This is a genomic window from Yoonia sp., from assembly GCF_017854415.1.
Taxonomy (GTDB): domain Bacteria; phylum Pseudomonadota; class Alphaproteobacteria; order Rhodobacterales; family Rhodobacteraceae; genus Yoonia.
The window spans coordinates 26,744-46,523 of the sequence record NZ_JAFMHR010000003.1 but is presented as its reverse complement, the minus strand read 5'-3'; the positions used below and the strand labels follow the sequence as shown (position 1 = coordinate 46,523).

The following is a 19,780-nucleotide window of genomic DNA, read 5'->3' as shown; positions in this document are numbered from 1 at the left end:
GAGGGTACCTGTGATCTCTCATCAACGATCCCGTTTTGAACTGCAGCAACTTAGGCCGCAGTCAGCAAAACGGCCAAGCAATATGGAGACATCCCAATGAGTGATGATTTTAACATGTCGATGCGCAAGTTCCTCAAGCAGGTCGGCGTGACCTCGCAACAGGCCATCGAAGACGCCCTGCGCAAGGGCGGCGACACGAGCGGACAAAGTTTTGACGCCAAAGTCGTTCTGACGATTGATGGGCTCGAGCTTGAACATACTGTAACCGGCAAAATCGAAGGACAATCTTAACGTGGCGATTACCCGAGAAACAGTCCTGTCCATCCTCAAGGACATCATTGATCCAATCAGTGGGACATCCATCACCGAAGCCGGGATCGTCAAGGCTCTCACAGTTGAAGACGGCAATGTGCGTTTTGTCATGGAGGTCAATGGCAGCCACGCAAAAGCATACACCGCCCTTAAGGATGATGCCGAGGCCAAGATTAAAGCATGCGACGGGGTCGCATCTGTATCGGTTGTCATGACCGCGCATAGTGCACCTGCTGCACCGCCGGACCTTAAGCCACAACGTGGCGGCGCACCTGCTGGCCCTGAAAAGATCCCCGGAGTGGACCGCATTATCGCGGTGGCTTCTGGCAAAGGCGGCGTCGGGAAATCGACTGTCGCGTCTAACCTTGCCTGTGCGCTCGCCGCTGAAGGGCGCCGCGTCGGTTTGTTGGATGCGGATGTTTACGGCCCAAGTCAGCCGCGTATGTTGGGGGTATCAGGCAGACCTGCGTCACCCGACGGCAAAACGATCCTGCCAATGCGCAATTTTGGTGTCACTATGATGTCGCTGGGCTTGATGGCGAATGAAGATCAAGCCGTTGTGTGGCGTGGCCCAATGCTGATGGGCGCGCTGCAACAAATGCTGACCCAAGTTCAATGGGGCGCGCTAGATGTGCTGATCGTCGACTTGCCACCCGGCACGGGCGATGTGCAAATGACGCTCGCGCAAAAGTCGCAGTTGGACGGCGCGATCATCGTTTCAACGCCGCAAGACATCGCGCTTCTTGATGCCCGCAAGGGGATCGACATGTTCAACCAATTAGGAACACCGTTGATTGGCATGATCGAAAACATGTCGACGCATATCTGTTCCGCCTGCGGTCATGAAGAACATATGTTCGGTCATGGTGGCGTTGCGAAAGAAGCCGAAAAACTTGGGGTTCCCTTGTTGGCAGAAATACCGCTGCACATTGATATCCGTCTCGCCGCCGATGGCGGTGCGCCGATAGTCGTGTCCAAGCCAGACAGCGCCCAAGCTGCTGCATTCCGCAGTGTCGCACGCGATCTAATCGCTAAGGGTCACGCATGATCGCACCGTCGTTTCCGCCGCTTTTTACCGGGCAGGATGCGAACGGGGGTGACCCGTTTGCACTAGCCTGTACCACGGCCGAGGCTGGTTGCGATGCGGGTCTCGTGATCTATGATCTTGCGCCGGACACCTTGCGGGCGGCGATCGTTTTTGCGCCTGACGTTACTTTGGCAAAAGCGGCGGTTATGCTGCCGATTTGCGGTGTAGGGTTCCAAAACGCGCTTGGTGCGCTGGCCCCACCGGAAGTGGGTGTGCATCTGGGTTGGGATGGGACGATTTACGTCAATGGCGGACGATGCGGGGCTATGCATATGGCAGCGTCCGGTCTGCCCGAAAATGAACCCGATTGGTTGGTCATCGACCTTACACTTTCCTTGTGGCCACTTAGCGACGACACTGGCCTGACGCCAGACGACACTGCCCTTTATGCCGAAGGCTGCGCAGAGGTTGATGCGGTCGCCTTGCTAGAAGCATGGGTGCGTCATACGTTGGTTGGTATCAACGCTTGGGCTGACACCGGCACGGCACAGCTTCACCGTGAATGGTCTGGACTTGCACACGGGCTAGAAGGCGAAATCACGGTCGCGGGCCAAACCGGCACCTACAGCGGGCTGGATGAAGACCTTGGCCTCTTGTTGAAGGTCGATGAAAAGACAACACTTGTCCCACTTACCGTTAATCTGACGAGGCCCACATGAAACTTGCCCGCGCGATACATTTTGACGAAAGCGACTCTCGTGTGTTCCACAATCCGGCGCGCACGGGTGAATGGTGCATTTCAGGTGGGTTTGAATTTTCAAACTGGGGCGAAGCCGATCTTGTTGGCAAAGCCAGACAGGCATTTGCGAATGGCTGGATGGGGTGTGAAACCTATGGGCGTGTCAGCTTTGTGGCCGTCACACAAATTGAACCGCAAGAACACGATGCAATTGCGGGCCTGCTTGCCCGACACTTTGTCGAGATTTACGGCGCGCCGTCGCTTGATGCGGCACACGCTGTCGCGATGGAAGAAATCAACCAAATGGCAGAGCTTTGCGCCGATCATGGGCCAAATACGCTGCTCACGGTTGCGCGTGAACTGACCGAAGCCGGCGTCAAAGAAACCTACCGTGTTATTGAACCTCAAGAAGCGGACATGAACCAGTTCGCTGTGCATGGCTCATTGGATGAACCACACCAGCACTGATCACTTTGGCTGTGCGTTGAACACAAAAAGCGTCTCGCCATTGATCGCATAGCCATTGATCAACGCCTCTGCGCGGGGACCCGTCAGCCATGCCTCAAGCACCATCGCCAAATCATTGCGGACGTTTTCGTTTTTAGCCGGTGCGACAGGAAGATATGCGTATTGGTTAAACAGGGCAGGGTCGCCGGAATAGAGCAGCGCCAATTCGGCCTTGTTTGCAAAATTCAGCCAACTGGCCCGATCTGACAGAACATAGGCATCCATCGCGGCGGCGGTGTTCAAAGCCTGACCCATGCCAGCCCCGACAGAACGATACCAACTGTCAAAGGTACTTGCGTCAAACCCAGCTTGCGCCCAAACGGTCAACTCTGCCTTGTGTGTACCGCTGTCATCACCACGGCTGACGAAAAGGGATTGTGCGGTTTCGATGCGTTGCAATGCATCTGCAGCACTGGCCGCATCCGCAATTCCAGCCGTATCTGTTGCGGGGCCAATCAGGACAAAATCGTTATACATGATCTCGCGACGGTGCGTGCCATGACCTGCGGCGACGAATGCTTCTTCCGCGGCTTTGGAATGAACCAGAACGGCATCGACATCGCCTGCCTCGCCCAATCGAAGCGCTTGTCCGGTTCCCACGACAAGCAATTGCACGTCCAGATCAAGATCTTCCTTGATCGCAGGCAGAAGTACATCCGCTAATCCCGAGCTATCAAAAGACGTTGTTACTGCCAAACGCATCTCTTCAGCGGTACTGCCCGTAGCCCAAAGCGCAAGGATAAGCGCCGAAAAACTTCTGATCATGTTACGATATCTCCTCTTAGAAACGCTGATAGCTCTTTGTTTGCGGGGCTTGTGAATAGGGTCTCTGCATCGCCCACATCATGTACTTTGCCACCCAACATGAAGACGAGTTCTTGCGCAAGCCTGCGGGCCTGACCCATGTCATGTGTCGACATCACAAGGCGGGTTCCTGCTGCAGTGGCTTCTTGGAGCAGCGCCTCGATTTCGCGGGTGGCGTGGCCATCAAGGTTTGCGCAAGGTTCGTCCAGAAATAGGACCTGTGGTTTGCGAATAAGCGCCCGCGCAATGGCTAGCTTTTGCCTCTCGCCACCTGACAAACGCAACGCTGGACTATGGCGCATATCGGCAAGACCAATGCGTTCTAACCAATGATCCACCGCTTGCGCAACTTCAGGCTTCGGCGTTTGGATTAACCGCAATGGATAAGCCAGATTTTCATAAACCGATCGCCGCAAGACGATTGGGGACTGAAAGACAAAGGCGTGTTGCGACGGATCATTATGCTGCCAAGCAACCGTGCCGCTGGTCACCCGTTCGATCCCGTGCATCACACGCAGCAATGTGGTCTTGCCCGAACCGTTTGGCCCAATAATGATTGTGGGGCCATCGGGCTGAAGCACAAGGTTGGTCGGACCGATGACAGCTTTGCCACGCCGACGCACCAAAACTTGATCAAGGGTTAATGGGAACATCTGTGTCACCAGCGGCCCTCCCGCTCTGTTTGTGACAACGTGTGGATCGCCAAATTCACCAAAATCGCAAGACCGATCAGCACAAAGCCAAGTCCAAGGGCGAGCGCAAAATCGCCTTTGCCCGTTTCCAGCGCAATCGCCGTCGTCAAAACGCGTGTTACGTGATCGATGTTTCCACCAACGATCATGATCGCACCGACCTCACCAATAGCACGCCCAAATCCGGCGAGCGCGGCAGTCAACAAATTCCGTCTGCCGTCCCAGATTAACGTCAGAATACGTTGCCTTTTTGACGTATTCAGCGAGATCAGAAGATCATGGTATTCGGCCCAAAGCTCGCGCATGGATTGATGCGCGATGGAGGCAATCACGGGCGTGATGATGATGACTTGGGCGATGATCATAGCCGTGGGCGTGAACAGGAGATCAAGCACCCCAAACGGCCCCGTGCGGGACAACAAAATATAGACAACAAGCCCGACAACAACCGGCGGCAGGCCCATCAAGGCGTTGATCAATGATATGACAAAACGGCGAAACCGAAAGCGTTGCACCGCGAGATAGGTCCCCAAGGGGATCGCGATAGCCGAAGCTATCAAGAGCGCCGTCAGTGTAACCCGCAGTGACCGAAGGCTAATTTCCCAAAGCTCGGCGTCGAATGTAATCACCAGCCAAAACGCGGCTTTCAAACCCTCTAAAATTTCAATCATGGAGGCGGTGCACTTGCTTTGTTGCGGAACAAATACGATCCGGTCTTTTCTAGTAAAATACAATAGCCAATCAATGTCGAGGGTCCACTGGGCTGACAGAATAACGAGTTCAGGATGCCCCGTTTGTTCAAAAAATGTCTGGAGCATTGACCAAAGGCCGGCGGCTTGGATTTCTGATCAGGTGCTGCAACGTCTAGGAGTTTGATTGGCTGCAGATTTATCTTAACAGCCAGCCACACAAGTGCTGCGAATGATGACATGGTACATAAGTTCAATGGAAAGAACTGGTTAGAGCGTGTCACCGAACCTGACAAAACACTGACATGTTGGTTCAGGCGCTTGAACGGGCGGCCAAGCTAAAAGCCATGCAGGGTGGATATCCAGAACCGCCCAAACCATGAAAAGGATCATTCAAATGTCCAATGACATCGACAAAACACTTTCCCGTCGCAAGGCGATTACCCGCATTGGTGGGGCAGCACTTGCCGCATATACTATTCCGGCATTCAGCATGATGTCGGTTGCACATGCCGCATCGTCGGTCAGTGCCCCATCTGCGCCAAGCCCTGCGTCAGCGCCAAGTCCGGCATCTGCGCCTAGTCCGGCATCCAACCCAAGTCCTGCATCTGCCCCCAGTTCGACGTCCAGTCCCAGCCCTGCATCCTCACCCAGCGCGTCGAGCGGTCCAAGCCGGTCAGGACAGAACATGACGTCCAGCGAATGCGAAGCTGCTGGCGGAGAGGTCGTAGACAACGACATCGACGGAACCAAGCGGTGCATGGGTCTTCAGTAAGCAAAGGCCTTTCTTACTAAATCCTAAATGGGGAACGGTTTGTCTGCCATGGCTTAAGCAGTCAGACCGTTTTCCTTTTCTTGAGGGTTCGTTTTGGATAGCGTTAGGGCCATCCAGCGAGGACAGACCGTGACACAGACGACGTATTTGCAGTTTGACGGATTAAAAAATCCTGTAGCATTAGACAATGCGGCGCGTTTGGTGCCTATGATCTCTGAGGTCCTTGCGGGCTGGCCGCATACCGCCAGTCCCGTCTGTCAAAGTCAGCCATTCGTGACAATCAGGCCCAGCGCCGGCGATTATTGGTCAATTTCGCTTGGTGAAGCGCCTTCTGATCTTCGTGATTGGAATGCTGTGAATGCCGTTTGTGACCTTGTCGCGGAAATGGCTTGGGAGCGCCTGCGCTCTGACCCGACGCTTTTGTGCTTGCATGCCGCGGCGGTTGCGTTTGACGGAAGGCTTGTTGTCTTTCCCAATGCCCGTCGCGCAGGCAAAAGCACGATTGCAGCAGCGCTGGGCCAACTGGGGCACAAAATATACACTGATGATTTCCTGCCTGTGCGGACTGATCCAGAAAGCCGTACCTTTCATGGTATTGCAAACGGTGTCGTGCCACGCATTCGCCTGCCTTTACCGGAGAGTTTCAGCGATGCCTTTCAGGCTTGGGTTCAGCAGGATCCAGGCCCTTCCAATAAGCAGTACAAATACTTGTCTACGGCCCCGGTCGCGCCGGGCGGCGAGACGATGCCACTTGGCGCGGTGGTGGTATTGGAACGGCAAGACGACCCAACAGAGCCATTGCTGGAAGTCATCCCGCGCGCGGACGCGCTTGCCAGTCTCATCACCCAGAATTTTGCCCGCACACAGCTTTCTGGCGCAATCCTGAACGCAACGGATGTGTTGACCCATCATCTCCCTTTGTACCGTCTGACATATCACAACGGCGAGCAAGCAGCGCAGTTTCTTGCCAACCATCCGGCGCTTCATGCATTGCCGACCGCAAAAAGCAGCGCTGTTGATCCGGCTTTGAAGCAAGCGCCTTTAGAAATGCTGGGACAACCGTCGCCGCAGTTTATGCGGGCGTGTCCATATGTCCAAGCCGCTGGATTGACGGAAACCAAAGTGGGTCATGATCATTTTCTTGCCGATAGCAACGGGCTTGCAATCTACCGCCTGAACGCGGGATCAGTTGCTATCTGGAATGTGCTAAAGGAGCCGGCAAACTTGGACGAAGTCATCGAAATCCTGATGGCGGCCTTCGAAGATGTCGCGACCACCCAGATTGCGACCGATAGCGAAGACCTGATGCGCAGCCTTGTTGCGGCCCAGTTGATTGTTCCGGCGCGCGCTGAAGTGGCTGTACGGTGACCGAAAACAAACGCATATCTCGCCGCGCGGCGCTGTCGCGATTGGGTCTGAGCGCCGCGAGTATCTACATGTCACCCGGCATTTTGGGATTAAGCATGGCTCATGCTGCATCAAGCGTATCTGCGCCGACGCCGCCCAGTCCTGCGACACCACCTTCGCCACCCAGTCCGGCCACACCGCCTTCGCCGCCAAGCCCGGCAAGCACCCCGTCTGCGCCGTCTGCATCAAACGGGCCTAGTGGGTCGTCCGAGACGACCGAGCGCACCAACGTTTCAAGCTCAAGCGGTCCAAGTGGGGCGGGGACTTGTCGACAGGCACCGCTGCCCGGAGGCGGACAGATTACGCGCCAAGATTACGAGCGCGCGCAGCAAGCGATTGCGCGCGGCGATGCCCGACCGCTGCGCGAGATTTTGAACAACGTGCAATCCAGACACCCCGGCAGAATGTTGCGGGTCGGCTTTTCCGAAAGTGGGCAGTCGCCTGCGTTTCGTGTCGTCATTGTTAACCGTTCCGGTGCTATTGTATCGGTCACTGTTGATGCAAAATCGGGTCAAATCACCAATGTGCGGAACTGCTAAATGCGTATTTTGATCGTCGAAGACGAACGCAAAATCGCCGAATTGATCGCCGATGTCCTGACGGCAGAGGGGATGATTCCAGAGATCGCTTGCGATGGCGAAGAAGGCTGGTTTCTTGGCAGCACAGAAAAATATGCAGCCGCAGTTCTGGATGTCGGCTTGCCCAAGCGTGACGGTATTTCCGTCCTGCGTAAATGGCGCGAAGAAGGTTTGGATATGCCGGTCATTTTGTTGACGGCGCGCGCAAACTGGAACGAGCGTGTCGCAGGTATTGATGCGGGTGCGGATGATTATCTGGGTAAACCGTTCCAGATGGAGGAGCTCGTCGCCCGATTGCGGGCCCTACTTCGGCGGTCCAGCGGACAAAAGACTACAACACTCGAGGCCGGACCACTGCGAGTGGATCTGCGACAAATGCGGGTATCGGTTGATGGGCGCCCTTTGAAGATCACACCTTTGGAATACCGGCTTTTGAATTACCTGTTGCACCATCGCGGGCAGGTGATTGGTCAAGAAGAGCTGGTCGAGAACATTTACTACCGTGACCAAGAACCGGACAGCAATGCTGTGGAAGTTCTCGTGGGCCGCTTGCGCCGCAAGATCGGCGGCGGTGTGATCCAGACCCGCCGCGGGTTCGGCTACATGATCGCAGAGGATGAGCCGTGAAATCATCCCTAAGCCTACGTCTGCTTCTGGCAGCAGCCATCACAACGGCATTGGCATTGGTCGCCACAGCATTCGTGTTGAACTTTCTGTTTCGGATGTATTTCGAAGAACGCGTTCAGGATGAACTTGAGACATACCTCTTGCTGCTAAGTGGCAATGTGGGTGTCAATGCCGCAGGTGAAATCGAGATTGCACCGCTTTCTGACCCGCGCTTTGATCAGGCATTGTCGGGCTATTATTGGCAGATTCAAATCGACGAAGCACCACCGGTCCTGTCCCCGTCTTTTTGGGCTGCACCGCTCGCCATCAAGCGCCCGGATATGGCGGGACAGATTGTTTTTTCGAATCTTGAAATGGAAACTGGCGAAGCTGTCGCCGTAGCAAGTTGGATTGTGACCACCGGCGCAGGCGACGCACGGCGTGAAGTATATTTGGCAGTGGCGATTGACCGGGCCGACCTTGATGCTTCGGTCGCGGGTTTTTTTAGTTACTCTGTTTTGGCGCTTACCATTCTTGGTGCATTCTTGTTGGTAGCAACCTGGGTTCAGGTGAAGCTTGGGCTAAAGCCACTCGAAATGGTACGCTCGGAATTAAGCCGAATTCGCGATTCCTCTACTGATCGGTTGTCAGAGGACTATCCGACCGAAATCTTGCCATTGGCCAATGAGGTCAATCAACTCCTTGATACCAACGCACAGACATTGGGTCGGGTACGCTCGGGGGCAGCAAACTTGGCACATGGCCTCAAAACACCGCTAACAATCATGCAAGGTGTGGAACGCAAGATGCGCCGGGGTGGGCAAGGCGTGCTTGCGAGTGAATTGAGCACTGAGATCGCAAACATCGAATACATCGTTGAACGTGAACTCGCCCGTAGCCGCGACAGCCATCAGATCAGGCGGCACTGCAAACTGGCCCCAATTGCCGTGCGCCTGCAGGCAGCTCTCAGCCGCCAACCCGGTGCAGAACACATTGCGTGGGTTGTCGACATTCCTGAAACGCTTCGCGCACCGTTTGACGAATTCGACCTTACCGAACTCTTGGGGAACCTTATCGACAATGCGATGAAATGGACACAAGGACGCATTACCTTGCGGGCAGGTCATGACGGCGATTTGGCGTTTTTGACTGTCGAGGATGACGGCCCTGGTATTCCTGGCGCAGCGAGAGACGCCGTTCTTGAACGCGGCAGTCGGTTAGACAAAGAAAAACCGGGGACGGGACTGGGGCTTAGTATCGCGCATGACATGGCAGTGACGCATGACTGCAGCCTGTCACTTGGTCGCGCGCCATTGGGTGGGCTGCTGGTCCGCCTGACTTGGTCGCGACTTAAGGAATAATCCAGCTGTATTACCGGCTAGCGGCGCGCAGCAGCCATACAAAGAACACACCACCGACCAATCCGGTGATAATGCCAATTGGGATGTCATCGGGTGCCATCACGGTGCGCGCAAATATATCAGCCCAGACCAGAAAGATCGCGCCGCAAATCGCAGAGACAGGCAGCACACGGGCATAGTCACCCCCTACAATCAGCCGCACGATATGCGGGATCATCAGGCCGACAAAGCCAATAATGCCCGAAAAGGCGACCATAACGCCGGTGATAACTGCGCCAACAACAAACACCTGCAAGCGAAAGCGCCGGACCGGAATCCCAAGTGTTGCAGCAGTTTCATCCCCTATTGTCATGGCATTCAGGTTGCGGGCATTGGCAAAAAGGTAAGCGCCGCAACCGATCAAGATCACGAGCGGAAAGATCAGCTGGCTCCATTGTGCAAGGCCAAGACCGCCAAGCATCCAGAACACTACGGTGTGCGCCGCGCGTGGATCGCCAAGAAAGATCAGCGTATTCGCCGCAGACATGACGATGAAAGACACAGCCACACCTGCCAAGACCAAGCGATCAGCGCTTGTCGCTGACGCGAATTGCGACACTGCCAAGACGATGAACGTCGCCCCCAACGCGCCTGCGAACGCAAGCAGCGGTACGGTCATAAGCCCCAAGAACAGCCCGGTATGCAGCAAGGCAACGATTGCTCCGAACGCGCCACCCGCCGATATCCCCAACAGATGCGGGTCTGCGAGCGGGTTACGTGTGACGGCCTGTAAGCTGGCCCCGACAATCGACAAGCCTGCCCCGACCAAACACGCAAGGATCGCGCGGGGCAGGCGGATATCCCATACTATTGCCTCGCGGCCTGTCGACCAGTCAGGGGTAATCACTCCGGGGATTAGTTTGTTGGCGATGATCCCCCAGACGGTTGATAGCGGCACGGATACCGCCCCGACGCTGATTGCCATCGACACCGATAAGAACAGCACAAGCGCGCCCACGGCAAAGGTCAGGCGGAACCTGATTTTTTGCAGCGTAAGCGTTGCGATATGCGGTTCAGCGTGGGCCATTTCAGATCAATCAGCCCGAAACGCAGTAGCCAGCGTTTTAACTGCGTTTATGTTGCGGGGCCCTGGTGTGGCCTCAACGTATTCAAGCACGACAAAACGGTCATTCTTAACAGCATCAAGTTCCGCAATTTATGTTGCGGGGCCCTGGTGTGGCCTCAACGTATTCAAGCACAACAAAACGGTCATTCTTAACAGCATCAAGTTCCGCAAAGGCGGGGTTGGTCAGCATGAATGCGCGCTTTTGCGCAGCAGACACTTCGCCGTAGTTCACGATGATGATGATCTCGGGGTTGCGTTCAACCACGGCTTCCCAGCCGACAGTGGCCCAGCTTTTGTCAAAGTCGTTCATAATGTTCACGCCGCCTGCGACTTCGATCATGGCGTTTGGCATCGCATAGCGTCCTGCGGTAAAAGCGGTGTCTTCGCCGCTGTCATAGACGAAGACACGCGGCGGGGTGGGCAGCTGCGGTTGATCCGCAAGGAACGCTTCTAATTCGGCCTCATATCCAGCAATCAAAGCTTCCGCGCGATCTTGTACGTCAAAGATTTTGCCCAAATTGCGCAGGTCATTGTACATATCATCCATGGACGCAGCACCTTTGGTGCCGATCTGGATGCAGCTTTCTGTCAATTCATAAACGTCGATCCCGAAAGGGGCCAAAGTTTCCGGTGTCACCTCGCCGCCGACGCGCATGCCATAGTTCCAGCCAGCAAAATAGAAATCAGCGTCGGCGCCGATCAAGACCTCTTTGGATGGGTATTGTGCGGACAATTCCGGCAATTGATCGACGCCAGCCCGCATTTCCGCGTCCAGCTTGTTCCAGCCGGAAATACCAGTGTAGCCGACCATACGGTCCGTCAGGCCCAGAACCAGCATCATTTCTGTGAGGTTAATGTCGTTGGACACTGCAGCTGTTGGCGGAGCGTCAAAGGTGACTTCGCGGTCGCAACTTTGGACCGTTGTTTGTGCCACGGCAGTGCTCGCCAACAGGATGGCAGCAAAGGTCGCATTGATCAGTTTCATAGGGGCATCTCAGTGAATTGGCAGATGAAAGGAAAGGTGATTGGTGTCGCTAGGGGCCAGCGTTTCGCGCCGCGCATCAATTCGGAAGGTTTGCGAAACAAGCGCCTCAGTCAGCAGGTCATGGGGCGCCCCAAAGCCGCGTGGATGGCCGTCTTCAAGCACGAGCACATCGTCGCAGATATTCGCGGCCATGTTCAGGTCATGCAAAGACACAATGATTGTCAGGTCCAATTGCCGGATCAGGGCCAACACCTCAAGCTGGTGGCGGATATCAAGGTGGTTTGTAGGCTCGTCGAGAATGAGGATCTTTGGGTCCTGGGCTAGCGCACGTGCGACCATAACGCGTTGACGTTCGCCCCCTGATAGGGTGCCAAAACTGCGATGTGCAAATGAGGTCAGGTCCAAAAGAGCGATCACGCGGTTGATGAAAAGGTCGTCGCCAGCACCTGCTTTTGCAAATCCATGCTGATGCGGCGTGCGCCCAAGCGTCACGATTTCGCGCACGGTTAGGCCAAAGGCTGCGGGTTGTTCTTGCAAGACGGCTGCGACCTGACAGGCAGCTTGGCGTGCGGGCATTGCCCACAGGTCTTGGCCGTCGATCATTACTTGGCCAGTGGAAGGGGTTTGAAAACGGTAAAGTAGGCGCAATAGCGTCGATTTTCCCGCGCCGTTTGGACCGACCACACCAAGAACGCGCCCTGTGCCAACTTCGAAACTGGTGGGGTGCAGGACCAGTGGCGCGCGTTTGCGCGGTCGCCAGCTGACGTTTTGGACAGACAGGTGTGCACCACTCATGATGCCAAAGCCTTGGCTTCTTCAATCACCATCAACGCGGCAGGCACGCGGGCCAAGGTCGATTTGCGCAGTTTTCCGGGGCGGTCCACAGAGGAACACCAGCCGTCGTCCAGCAAGGCGTAGTGCTTGGCGAATGCGACAAGGTCTTCGATGTCGTCTTCGGGGGTCATATCTCCGAACAGATACGTCGCCTTTTGCGTGCCATGATAAGCCACAGTGCAAGGCCGGTCACAGCCTGCCATGCACGCCACGCCTGAAACGGCGAAGTCTTCGGTGATCGTGTCACCAGCCGTAGCAATCGCACGGCGCAGTTTTTCGATAAGTTCATAACCGGGGCGGCAGTCCGTCCCTTTGTGTTTGCATGAAGTGCAAACAGTTATGCGATGTGTTGTCCTGTCCATCTCGCCCTCCGCGATAACGCGGGGCAAGGGTGGTGATATGCAAATCTGTGCGGTGTGAACCGTAATACCATCATCATCTCCTTCCCAGACACCCCGTCCGGTTGGTTTCAGTCGGGCGCTTTCGCGCCATTGATGGCAGGTCTCCTGACTCGCGGGTCGCAGTTTACCCGATCCTTCCCGAGCTAACGCTCAGTGGTGATCATCGGGGTCACTCGCCGCTTACAGTTGCGGGGGCAGTCACGGTTTTGGCGCGCTTTGGCTCTTCCTCACCGTATTCCCTTTTCATTCCTTACGCATTTTCGGCGCAAGAAAACCATCGCCGTCAATGTTTGCGATTCCGCAGGGCGGGTCAAGCGGCAAGTTGGGGTGTGTGGATGTCCGCATGGCCAATAATCACGGGGTGATTGCGATAAGAGTTGATGCTGGAAACCAACGTCAGCTTTGACTTTTCGTTCGGAAAGAATGGGTTGGGTCAGCGGCCTATGCGTTGACCTGACCGATCAGCGTCTCTGCGATGTGCGGGCCCAGGTGTTCCGCGACAATCGCGGGCTCTTGCTGGGATAGGGGTGAATTGGCGCGCGAACCACGACTTTGTGTTAGGTTTGAGACTTATTAGGGACGGTGCAGCGTTCGTCAGCTAATATGGAATCACATACGAGGAGCAAAAAACATGTTTGAGATCATTGAAAAATCGCCCAACCGGTTGGATATCGTCATCCGGGGGCAGATCGACGCAGATGAAATGCGCGCGGGTCTAGATGCTTTGATTGAAAAATCTGACGGGATGCGCGGTGCTGCCATGCTGTACCGCATCACGGATTTCTCATTGCCGACTTTGGGTGCGATTGGTGTCGAAATGACCCAGCTTCCGCAGCTTTTCAGCCTGATTGGCAGGTTTGCGAAATGCGCAGTCATCAGTGACGAAGGCTGGATCCAGAAAGCCGCCCAAATCGAGGGCGCGCTGATCCCCGGACTTAAGATCAAAAGCTTTGCATTGGATCAAGAAGCTGCGGCAGAGGCGTGGTTAGCCGCCTCTGCCTAAAGTGCGAATTAAGCGTCTTCGAGTATCAAATCAGATGCTTTTTCCCCAATCATGATCGCGGGTGCGTTTGTGTTTCCCGACACAATCTCGGGCATGATCGAACAATCGGCGACGCGCAGCCCTTGAATACCATGCACGCGCAAGCGTTCGTCGACGACGGCGTCTTTGCCTTGACCCATTTTACAGGTGCCGGTCGGGTGATAGATTGAGGCCGTGTTATTGCGTGCCCAATCCAACGTCGCGTCATAGTCATCCATATCGAGGTCGGCATGTGGCCGATACTCCTGGCTGATTTTTGACGTCAAAGGAGCGTGGCGTGCGATTTTTCGGGCGATATTGACGCCAGCCACAACCGTGCGGCAATCCGTTTCAGTCGCAAGATAATTGGGAATGATCTTGGGGTAGGTCTTTGGATCGCTCCCGCCAAGTCGGATTTCACCACGGCTTTCGGGGCGCAACTGGCACACCGACATCGTAAACGCCGAGAATTTGTCAGCGCCTTTGCCGGGGTTTTCAGCTGAAAGAGGTTGGACATGGAACTGAATATCGGGCGTTTCCATATCTTCGCGGGTTTTCATAAAGCCAGTGGCAAGGCTCGCGGCCATAGTCATCGGGCCACTGCGTGATGTCAGATATTTTAGTCCGATTTTGGCCTGCCCAAAAAGCGTGCCAACTTCGTCGTTCAACGTCGGTTCATTACACTTATAAACGAGCCGCGCTTGTAGGTGGTCCTGCATGTTCTTGCCGACGCTGTGCACATCCTTGACGACATCAATGCCGTTTTCAGCCAGTTGTGCGGCTTCGCCAATCCCCGAGAGCATCAAAAGCTGTGGCGAGTTGATTGCCCCACCTGACAACACGATTTCTTTTCGGGCCTTAACGGTTTGCTTGTTGCCGCTGCGATCTGTGTATACGACGCCAGTTGCGCGCTTACCTTCGATCACGACCTTTTCGACCTGCGCATGGGTGATGATCTGCAGATTTGGACGTTTCTTGACCGGATTGAGATAGGCCACAGCCGCACTGCACCGCCGTCCATTGCGCGACGTGAGCTGGAAAAAACCAACGCCTTCTTGTTCAGCGCCATTGTAATCGGGGTTGAATTTGTAGCCGGCAGCCTGTGCGGCCGCGACCCACGCATCTGTGATCGGGCGCTGGATACGCATGTTCGACACCGAAAGCGGGCCTGCGTCGCCATGGAATTCATCTGCGCCGCGCTCGTTCGTCTCGGAGCGTTTAAATAGCGGCAGGACATCGTCCCAACCCCAACCTGTATTGCCCATTTGGCGCCAGCGATCATAATCTTGTGGTTGGCCGCGGACGTAAAGCAGACCGTTCAATGACGATGATCCGCCCAAAACCTTGCCGCGTGGCCATTCAATTGACCGCCCATTCAGGCCCGGATCGGGTTCGGTTTTGTAGCACCAGTCGACTTTCGGGTTATGAATCGTCTTGAAATACCCCACCGGAATGTGAATCCATGGGTTAAGATCGCGACCACCTGCTTCGAGCAGAATCACTTTGTTGGCCGGATTCGCGCTTAGCCTGTTGGCCAAGACGCACCCTGCAGACCCTGCGCCTACGACTATAAAATCAGCTTCCATAGCTTCTTTCTCCATCAATGTGAAAAAACTCTATGCAGAACGCGCAGACTATACTACTCTTTTTTGAAACGATAAGTCTCAATAATCGACAACATGGGAGGAAACATGATGATTGGAGATAAGCTAGGTCGCATTTCGCGGCGGGATCTGTTCAAGGTAGCAGGGCAATACGGGATGAGTTCGACGCTTATGGCGGCGGGTACATTCGGTGGTGCCATGAGCCTTGCAAACCTCGCTTCAGCGGCAGAATCGACGTACGAGCGTCGCTTTTCGAAGCCTGCGAAATACACCTTGAAGCACGGTGCTGCGGGATTTAACGCACGCAACTTGCTGATCGAGCGTGCAGGCGCGCTTGAGTTCTCACGTGACTTGGAGGCACGTACGGACGGCGAAATTCGCATCGAATTTATTGGTGACAACCAGATTTGTGGTCAGACATCCTGCGTCGAGAAGACACAGCAGGGTATCGTCGACATCTATTCTGCTTCTACGCAGAACTCTGCCGGTGGTGCACCTTACCTGAACGTTCTGGACTATGCGTATATGTTCCGTAACCGTGCGGACCAGTACCACTTCTTGTATTCACCAGCATCACAGCGTTTGCTGCGTGATCCATACGAAAAACGTCACGGCCTGAAGTTCCTCTTCAGCCACGCTGAATTGCGCGGCCTGCAGATGGGTCTGAACTTTGAAGACAAGCCACTTGTCACGTCTGTTGACGATCTTGCTGGTACGAAGAACCGCGTCACGGGTACACAGTTGGGTCGCATCGCGATGACAGCTTTGAACCTGAACCCGGTTCCGGTTGCATGGGAAGAGACACTTGACGGTCTGAAGCAGGGCCTGATCGACGGTGCAGAAACATGGGCGTCTGCTGTTGCATACGCAAACATGGCACCAGTTGTGTCCCAGTCGGTTCACCTGAACTTCTTCTGCGGTACCGAAGCGACTTCAATGAACGCTGGCGTGTTTGATGGCCTTGAGGGTTATCTGCAGGATGCGGTTATGGAATCAGCCTATTGGGCACAGACACATGTTCAGGCAGCAAACGAAGTTGCCCTGATCAACACTGTTGGCCAGTCTGATCCACAGCTTCCAAACACAATCTTTGCTCAGAACAACGTGCGCAACGCATTCTTGTCCGCTGCAGAGATTAAGAAAGCCGAAGAAATGTGCTCACCCGAGTATCAGCCTGCATTGTGGGAAGAATGGCGCGAGCGGCTTAACGGCTGGTCCGGCGGTTTGGACACATACCAGGAAATCTATGACGAAGTTCGTACAATCGATGGCAACACGCTGCCTGAGAACGTTGAGCCACGTCGTTGGTGGAAGGGCTAATATAGCCTTTAGCTAACCCGAAAGTTTGGGGCCGACCGAATGGGAGTTCGGTCGGCCCTTTTCATTTCGAAAATGCCGCCACATGATGGCGGGACAAATGACATATGAGGGGGGAGACCTAAATGTCGATATTGGCTGAAGCGGTGGCAGTAATACCTGCTTTATTCTCGGGAAGTGCATGGGAAAAGCGTCAAGCATTTGATGCCGATGGCATGTGGCTGTTTTGCTTTATTGCCACCTTTATTGGTGGCTATCTGGCGCATCTATTTTACAAAGCATCTCCATTCATGGAGAGGCACCTTGAGAGAGGTATCTCGGTCTTCGTATATCTGATTATCGCCGCGATTATCGCTTGGGGCGTTATTGACCGGTTCGTTTTCTCTAGCCAGTGGTCCGGATCTACCACAATCCCTCCTTTCCTGTTCATGGTCATGGCTTGGTTCGCATGTTCGTATAACGTCAAGCTCCGCACACACCTGAGCTTTAGTGAATTCCGTTCAAAGATGGCACCGAGGGGCCAGATGGCGACGCTGACGTTGGATGCTGCACTCTGGTTTGGCTTTTGTTGGATCGCGATAACCACATCCTTGCGATTTACCGCTTTGTCTGCGGACAACTTTCAACTTGTTGACGGCGTCGACGACGTCATGAAGTGGTGGTTCTACCTTACCGTTCCTGCCGCCTTTACCTTGATGTCAGGCCGCGTAATCGGAAACTGGCTGGAAGACTGGAACAACTACCGTTCCGGTGACCAGATCATCAAACAAGCTGTTATCGGGGGGGATGTATAATGTCTGACGGTACACTCATTACACTTATCTCGCTGGGCGTGACGGTATTCTTCATGCTTGGCACACCAGTTTTGTTGGTGATTTTCTACTGGGTCATTGGCTGTAGCTTTGTCATCGACCTGCCACTTGCCAACACTGGCAACGAGTTGATCAACGTGTTCAGTAAAGGCTTTGCACTGCTGGCGATGCCACTGTTCATTCTGACCGGCGACCTGATTAACCAATCAGGTATTGCGCGACGATTATCAGACTTTGCATATTCTTGCCTTGGTTGGTTGCGTGGCGGCCTTGCGATGGCATCAATTGCTGCTTGTGGTTTGTTCGCGGCGATCTCTGGATCGAACTCGGCCACCACGGCGACAATCGGTTCGATGTTGCACCCTGAAATGGTCAAAGGCGGCTATGACGAGCGCTTCTCGGCGGCGACCGCTGCTGCGGGTGGTACGGTTGGTATCATTATCCCACCGTCGATCATCTTCATCGTTTATGGCTTCTTGCTGAACCTTCCTATCTCGGACCTGTTCGTGGCGGGTATTATTCCCGGTTCCTTGATGGTTCTGGGCATGATGACTGCGGCGTTCATCGTCTGCACAATCAACGGCTGGGGCGTGCTGATCGGTCTGTCGATCACACGTATGATCAAGACAGGCATCGGCGCATGGTTAGGCTTCTTCGCTATTGGTTTGGTGCTTTGGGGCATCTACACCGGTAAGTTCTCACCAACAGAAGCTGCTGGTGTGACCGTTGCCTTCTGTGTGTTCATCGGTTTGGTGTCTTATCCTTTGAACCGGATCATGGGCAGCACGGCTGATACACCTGTCGAAGAAAAAAGCTATGCATCAATGTTTGTTGTCGAAGGCTTCACGCTTTTACAGATCCCGAACATCGTTTCGCGTTCCGCGCAGATTTCGGGCATCTTGGTGCCATTGATTGCGGTTTCGGTTGCGATGCAGCAGGTCATGTCGTCACTTGGCGCCAAAGACTTTATCGGTGAATTCGTGACGGGCATGGGCGGCTACTATGCGGTTCTGTTCACATCTATGGCGATTGTGTTTGTCACAGGGATGATCTTGGAATCCCTGCCTGTGACAATCATTCTGGCACCGATCTTGGCACCTATTGCGGCCTCAGTGGGGATCGATCCGATCCACTTTGCTGTTGTGTTCCTTGTGGGTGCGTCGATCGGCTTTATCACACCGCCCTACGGTCTGAACCTATACGTGGCATCGGGAGTGACGGGCGTGCCGTACTTCAGGTTGCTGCGCTACATCATTCCATACCTGATTGCTTTGATCACAGTGTGGTTCTTTGTGGCCTTGGTTCCAGAAACTGCTCTAATGATCTTACCAGAGCGTTAAGGATCACATGACTACTGAAGAAACTGAGAACTCCGGCCAAATTCCGACCAACCTCCGGCTGCTATTGCTGCTGGAGGAGGTCGCGAAGGTCGGTGTTCCCGTCACTCCTTCGGTGGTGAACGAGGTGATGGGCCTGCCCAAACCAACGATCCATCGCCTGTTTGCAACAGCAGAGGCCGAAGGGTTCTTGCAGCGTGATATCGACGGACGATCCTACAGTCCCGGTCGACGTATGCGCCAACTTTCAATCAATACTCTTTCATCAGAACGTGTGCGCACTGTGCGTCTGGCAATTCTGAAAGGACTTGCCGTCAGTGTTGGCGAGACCTGTAATCTGGCTATCCCTGAACGCGATGGCATGTTCTATCTTGACCGTGTTGAAACGCATTGGCCGCTGCGCATCCAGTTGCCCGTCGGCACCCAAGTTCCATTCCATTGCACTGCCAGCGGTAAGATGTATCTGTCTAGTCTGCGGCCTGATTACCTTGCACGGTTCTTGAAAAACTATGTGCTCGAAAAGCAAACCGACAAGACAATTACAGACCCCAAACTGCTGCACGAAGAACTGGAAATCACGCGCGAGCGTGGGTATTCAACCGATAATGAAGAATTCATGCCCGGAATGACGGCAATTGCGGTACCAATATTGGATAATCGCGGCCGGCTACTATCGACACTGTCAATTCATGCGCCCGAACAACGCCGTCATTTGCCTGATTTGGTCGAGTATCTGGGACTGCTTCAAGACGCCGCAGTTGAATTAGCCGCGATTGTGGGTCGCTAAGACGCAGCTAATTGGTGCTTTAGCACTCATTCGTGAAAACATACCCTGTCGCTTTCACGTAACATTTTGCAGCTTCAGAT

General features: G+C 54.6%; 21 protein-coding genes, 1 pseudogene and 1 riboswitch. Of the genes and pseudogenes, 12 read left to right on the top strand and 10 right to left on the bottom strand.

From position 1 onward, the window contains the following. Positions 1 to 96: 96 nt before the first annotated feature. The 4 genes from QZ197_RS00915 to QZ197_RS00900 are packed head-to-tail and all read left to right on the top strand — an operon-like array spanning position 97 to position 2,546. The gene (locus QZ197_RS00915; protein ID WP_296429325.1) at positions 97 to 291 is read left to right on the top strand and encodes a DUF6494 family protein; all 195 of its coding nucleotides are present in this window, start codon (positions 97 to 99) and stop codon (positions 289 to 291) included. 1 nt (position 292) lies between these two features. Then, positions 293 to 1,360, top strand: coding sequence for an Mrp/NBP35 family ATP-binding protein (locus QZ197_RS00910; protein WP_296429324.1), 1,068 nt, complete (start codon positions 293 to 295; stop codon positions 1,358 to 1,360). Then, positions 1,357 to 2,058, top strand: a complete 702-nt coding sequence (locus QZ197_RS00905) for a biotin/lipoate--protein ligase family protein (protein ID WP_296429323.1) — start codon at positions 1,357 to 1,359, stop codon at positions 2,056 to 2,058. Before QZ197_RS00910 ends, QZ197_RS00905 begins: the two co-directional genes overlap by 4 nt. Next, positions 2,055 to 2,546 (top strand): DUF6505 family protein, encoded by a 492-nt coding sequence (locus QZ197_RS00900; protein ID WP_272146619.1) that lies wholly within the window; start codon positions 2,055 to 2,057, stop codon positions 2,544 to 2,546. Before QZ197_RS00905 ends, QZ197_RS00900 begins: the two co-directional genes overlap by 4 nt. Here the strand turns inward: QZ197_RS00900 and QZ197_RS00895 are convergent, their stop codons facing one another. From QZ197_RS00895 to QZ197_RS00880, 4 genes are all read right to left on the bottom strand, one after another. Then, on the bottom strand, positions 2,547 to 3,350 hold the full coding sequence (locus QZ197_RS00895) for a substrate-binding domain-containing protein (protein WP_296429322.1): 804 nt from the start codon (positions 3,348 to 3,350) through the stop codon (positions 2,547 to 2,549). Continuing rightward, the gene (locus tag QZ197_RS00890) at positions 3,347 to 4,042 is read right to left on the bottom strand and encodes an ATP-binding cassette domain-containing protein (RefSeq protein WP_296429332.1); all 696 of its coding nucleotides are present in this window, start codon (positions 4,040 to 4,042) and stop codon (positions 3,347 to 3,349) included. The genes QZ197_RS00895 and QZ197_RS00890 overlap by 4 nt, the downstream gene beginning before the upstream one ends. Positions 4,043 to 4,047: 5 nt before the next feature. Beyond that, the gene (locus tag QZ197_RS00885; protein WP_296429321.1) at positions 4,048 to 4,752 is read right to left on the bottom strand and encodes an ABC transporter permease; all 705 of its coding nucleotides are present in this window, start codon (positions 4,750 to 4,752) and stop codon (positions 4,048 to 4,050) included. Between the two features lie 411 nt (positions 4,753 to 5,163). Continuing rightward, entirely contained in the window at positions 5,164 to 5,532 is a 369-nt protein-coding gene (locus QZ197_RS00880; protein ID WP_296429320.1) for a hypothetical protein, read from the bottom strand. Positions 5,533 to 5,674: 142 nt separating this feature from the next. Here QZ197_RS00880 and QZ197_RS00875 point away from each other — a divergent pair, with 142 nt between their 5' ends. Next, positions 5,675 to 6,913, top strand: a complete 1,239-nt coding sequence (locus QZ197_RS00875) for a PqqD family protein (protein ID WP_296429319.1) — start codon at positions 5,675 to 5,677, stop codon at positions 6,911 to 6,913. A 100-nt stretch (positions 6,914 to 7,013) separates the two neighbouring features. Here QZ197_RS00875 and QZ197_RS00870 read toward each other — a convergent pair whose 3' ends face one another. Continuing rightward, positions 7,014 to 7,178, bottom strand: a complete 165-nt coding sequence (locus tag QZ197_RS00870; protein ID WP_296429318.1) for a hypothetical protein — start codon at positions 7,176 to 7,178, stop codon at positions 7,014 to 7,016. Between the two features lie 313 nt (positions 7,179 to 7,491). On the opposite strand from QZ197_RS00870, the gene QZ197_RS00865 reads away from it, so the two are divergent. Then, positions 7,492 to 8,157, top strand: a complete 666-nt coding sequence (locus QZ197_RS00865) for a response regulator transcription factor (protein WP_296429317.1) — start codon at positions 7,492 to 7,494, stop codon at positions 8,155 to 8,157. Next, positions 8,154 to 9,497: a HAMP domain-containing sensor histidine kinase gene (locus tag QZ197_RS00860; RefSeq protein ID WP_296429316.1), complete on the top strand. Its 1,344-nt coding sequence runs from the start codon at positions 8,154 to 8,156 to the stop codon at positions 9,495 to 9,497. The genes QZ197_RS00865 and QZ197_RS00860 overlap by 4 nt, the downstream gene beginning before the upstream one ends. A 10-nt stretch (positions 9,498 to 9,507) precedes the next feature. Here the strand turns inward: QZ197_RS00860 and QZ197_RS00855 are convergent, their stop codons facing one another. From QZ197_RS00855 to QZ197_RS00840, 4 genes and pseudogenes are all read right to left on the bottom strand, one after another. After that, complete coding sequence (locus tag QZ197_RS00855; protein ID WP_296429315.1) at positions 9,508 to 10,563, bottom strand: iron ABC transporter permease; 1,056 nt, start codon at positions 10,561 to 10,563, stop codon at positions 9,508 to 9,510. A 6-nt stretch (positions 10,564 to 10,569) separates the two neighbouring features. After that, positions 10,570 to 11,587, bottom strand: a pseudogene (locus QZ197_RS00850) (ABC transporter substrate-binding protein). 9 nt (positions 11,588 to 11,596) lie between these two features. Further along, positions 11,597 to 12,382, bottom strand: coding sequence for an ABC transporter ATP-binding protein (locus QZ197_RS00845; RefSeq protein WP_296429314.1), 786 nt, complete (start codon positions 12,380 to 12,382; stop codon positions 11,597 to 11,599). Further along, on the bottom strand, positions 12,379 to 12,783 hold the full coding sequence (locus QZ197_RS00840; RefSeq protein WP_296429313.1) for a DUF1636 domain-containing protein: 405 nt from the start codon (positions 12,781 to 12,783) through the stop codon (positions 12,379 to 12,381). The genes QZ197_RS00845 and QZ197_RS00840 overlap by 4 nt, the downstream gene beginning before the upstream one ends. 116 nt (positions 12,784 to 12,899) lie before the next feature. Further along, positions 12,900 to 13,116, bottom strand: a riboswitch (cobalamin riboswitch). A 337-nt stretch (positions 13,117 to 13,453) separates the two neighbouring features. Here QZ197_RS00840 and QZ197_RS00835 point away from each other — a divergent pair. Then, a complete protein-coding gene (locus tag QZ197_RS00835; RefSeq protein WP_296429312.1) occupies positions 13,454 to 13,825 on the top strand; it encodes an STAS/SEC14 domain-containing protein in 372 nt (123 codons plus the stop codon). An 8-nt stretch (positions 13,826 to 13,833) separates the two neighbouring features. On the opposite strand, the gene QZ197_RS00830 is transcribed toward QZ197_RS00835, so the two are convergent. Further along, positions 13,834 to 15,429 carry a choline dehydrogenase gene (locus tag QZ197_RS00830; RefSeq protein WP_296429311.1) on the bottom strand — a complete coding sequence of 532 codons (1,596 nt, stop codon included), beginning with the start codon at positions 15,427 to 15,429 and terminating at the stop codon, positions 13,834 to 13,836. A 105-nt stretch (positions 15,430 to 15,534) separates the two neighbouring features. On the opposite strand from QZ197_RS00830, the gene QZ197_RS00825 reads away from it, so the two are divergent. The 4 genes from QZ197_RS00825 to QZ197_RS00810 all read left to right on the top strand — a co-directional run bounded on the left by QZ197_RS00825 (position 15,535) and on the right by QZ197_RS00810 (position 19,700). Continuing rightward, positions 15,535 to 16,767 carry a TRAP transporter substrate-binding protein gene (locus QZ197_RS00825; RefSeq protein ID WP_272146582.1) on the top strand — a complete coding sequence of 411 codons (1,233 nt, stop codon included), beginning with the start codon at positions 15,535 to 15,537 and terminating at the stop codon, positions 16,765 to 16,767. A 122-nt stretch (positions 16,768 to 16,889) separates the two neighbouring features. Further along, positions 16,890 to 17,558 carry a TRAP transporter small permease subunit gene (locus QZ197_RS00820; RefSeq protein WP_296429310.1) on the top strand — a complete coding sequence of 223 codons (669 nt, stop codon included), beginning with the start codon at positions 16,890 to 16,892 and terminating at the stop codon, positions 17,556 to 17,558. Next, positions 17,558 to 18,916 carry a TRAP transporter large permease gene (locus QZ197_RS00815; protein ID WP_272146584.1) on the top strand — a complete coding sequence of 453 codons (1,359 nt, stop codon included), beginning with the start codon at positions 17,558 to 17,560 and terminating at the stop codon, positions 18,914 to 18,916. Before QZ197_RS00820 ends, QZ197_RS00815 begins: the two co-directional genes overlap by 1 nt. A gap of 7 nt (positions 18,917 to 18,923) precedes the next feature. Beyond that, positions 18,924 to 19,700, top strand: coding sequence for an IclR family transcriptional regulator (locus QZ197_RS00810; RefSeq protein ID WP_296429309.1), 777 nt, complete (start codon positions 18,924 to 18,926; stop codon positions 19,698 to 19,700). Positions 19,701 to 19,780: the final 80 nt, after the last annotated feature.

Excerpts from the sequence above, each read along its gene's own strand:
- QZ197_RS00915 (WP_296429325.1), top strand. The coding sequence starts at position 97 with ATGAGTGATGATTTTAACATGTCGATGCGCAAGTTCCTCAAGCAGGTC.
- QZ197_RS00905 (WP_296429323.1), top strand. The coding sequence starts at position 1,357 with ATGATCGCACCGTCGTTTCCGCCGCTTTTTACCGGGCAGGATGCGAAC.
- QZ197_RS00900 (WP_272146619.1), top strand. The coding sequence starts at position 2,055 with ATGAAACTTGCCCGCGCGATACATTTTGACGAAAGCGACTCTCGTGTG.
- QZ197_RS00895 (WP_296429322.1), bottom strand. The coding sequence starts at position 3,350 with ATGATCAGAAGTTTTTCGGCGCTTATCCTTGCGCTTTGGGCTACGGGC.
- QZ197_RS00890 (WP_296429332.1), bottom strand. The coding sequence starts at position 4,042 with ATGTTCCCATTAACCCTTGATCAAGTTTTGGTGCGTCGGCGTGGCAAA.
- QZ197_RS00885 (WP_296429321.1), bottom strand. The coding sequence starts at position 4,752 with ATGATTGAAATTTTAGAGGGTTTGAAAGCCGCGTTTTGGCTGGTGATT.
- QZ197_RS00880 (WP_296429320.1), bottom strand. The coding sequence starts at position 5,532 with ATGCACCGCTTGGTTCCGTCGATGTCGTTGTCTACGACCTCTCCGCCA.
- QZ197_RS00865 (WP_296429317.1), top strand. The coding sequence starts at position 7,492 with ATGCGTATTTTGATCGTCGAAGACGAACGCAAAATCGCCGAATTGATC.
- QZ197_RS00855 (WP_296429315.1), bottom strand. The coding sequence starts at position 10,563 with ATGGCCCACGCTGAACCGCATATCGCAACGCTTACGCTGCAAAAAATC.
- QZ197_RS00845 (WP_296429314.1), bottom strand. The coding sequence starts at position 12,382 with ATGAGTGGTGCACACCTGTCTGTCCAAAACGTCAGCTGGCGACCGCGC.
- QZ197_RS00840 (WP_296429313.1), bottom strand. The coding sequence starts at position 12,783 with ATGGACAGGACAACACATCGCATAACTGTTTGCACTTCATGCAAACAC.
- QZ197_RS00835 (WP_296429312.1), top strand. The coding sequence starts at position 13,454 with ATGTTTGAGATCATTGAAAAATCGCCCAACCGGTTGGATATCGTCATC.
- QZ197_RS00830 (WP_296429311.1), bottom strand. The coding sequence starts at position 15,429 with ATGGAAGCTGATTTTATAGTCGTAGGCGCAGGGTCTGCAGGGTGCGTC.
- QZ197_RS00825 (WP_272146582.1), top strand. The coding sequence starts at position 15,535 with ATGATGATTGGAGATAAGCTAGGTCGCATTTCGCGGCGGGATCTGTTC.
- QZ197_RS00820 (WP_296429310.1), top strand. The coding sequence starts at position 16,890 with ATGTCGATATTGGCTGAAGCGGTGGCAGTAATACCTGCTTTATTCTCG.
- QZ197_RS00815 (WP_272146584.1), top strand. The coding sequence starts at position 17,558 with ATGTCTGACGGTACACTCATTACACTTATCTCGCTGGGCGTGACGGTA.
- QZ197_RS00810 (WP_296429309.1), top strand. The coding sequence starts at position 18,924 with ATGACTACTGAAGAAACTGAGAACTCCGGCCAAATTCCGACCAACCTC.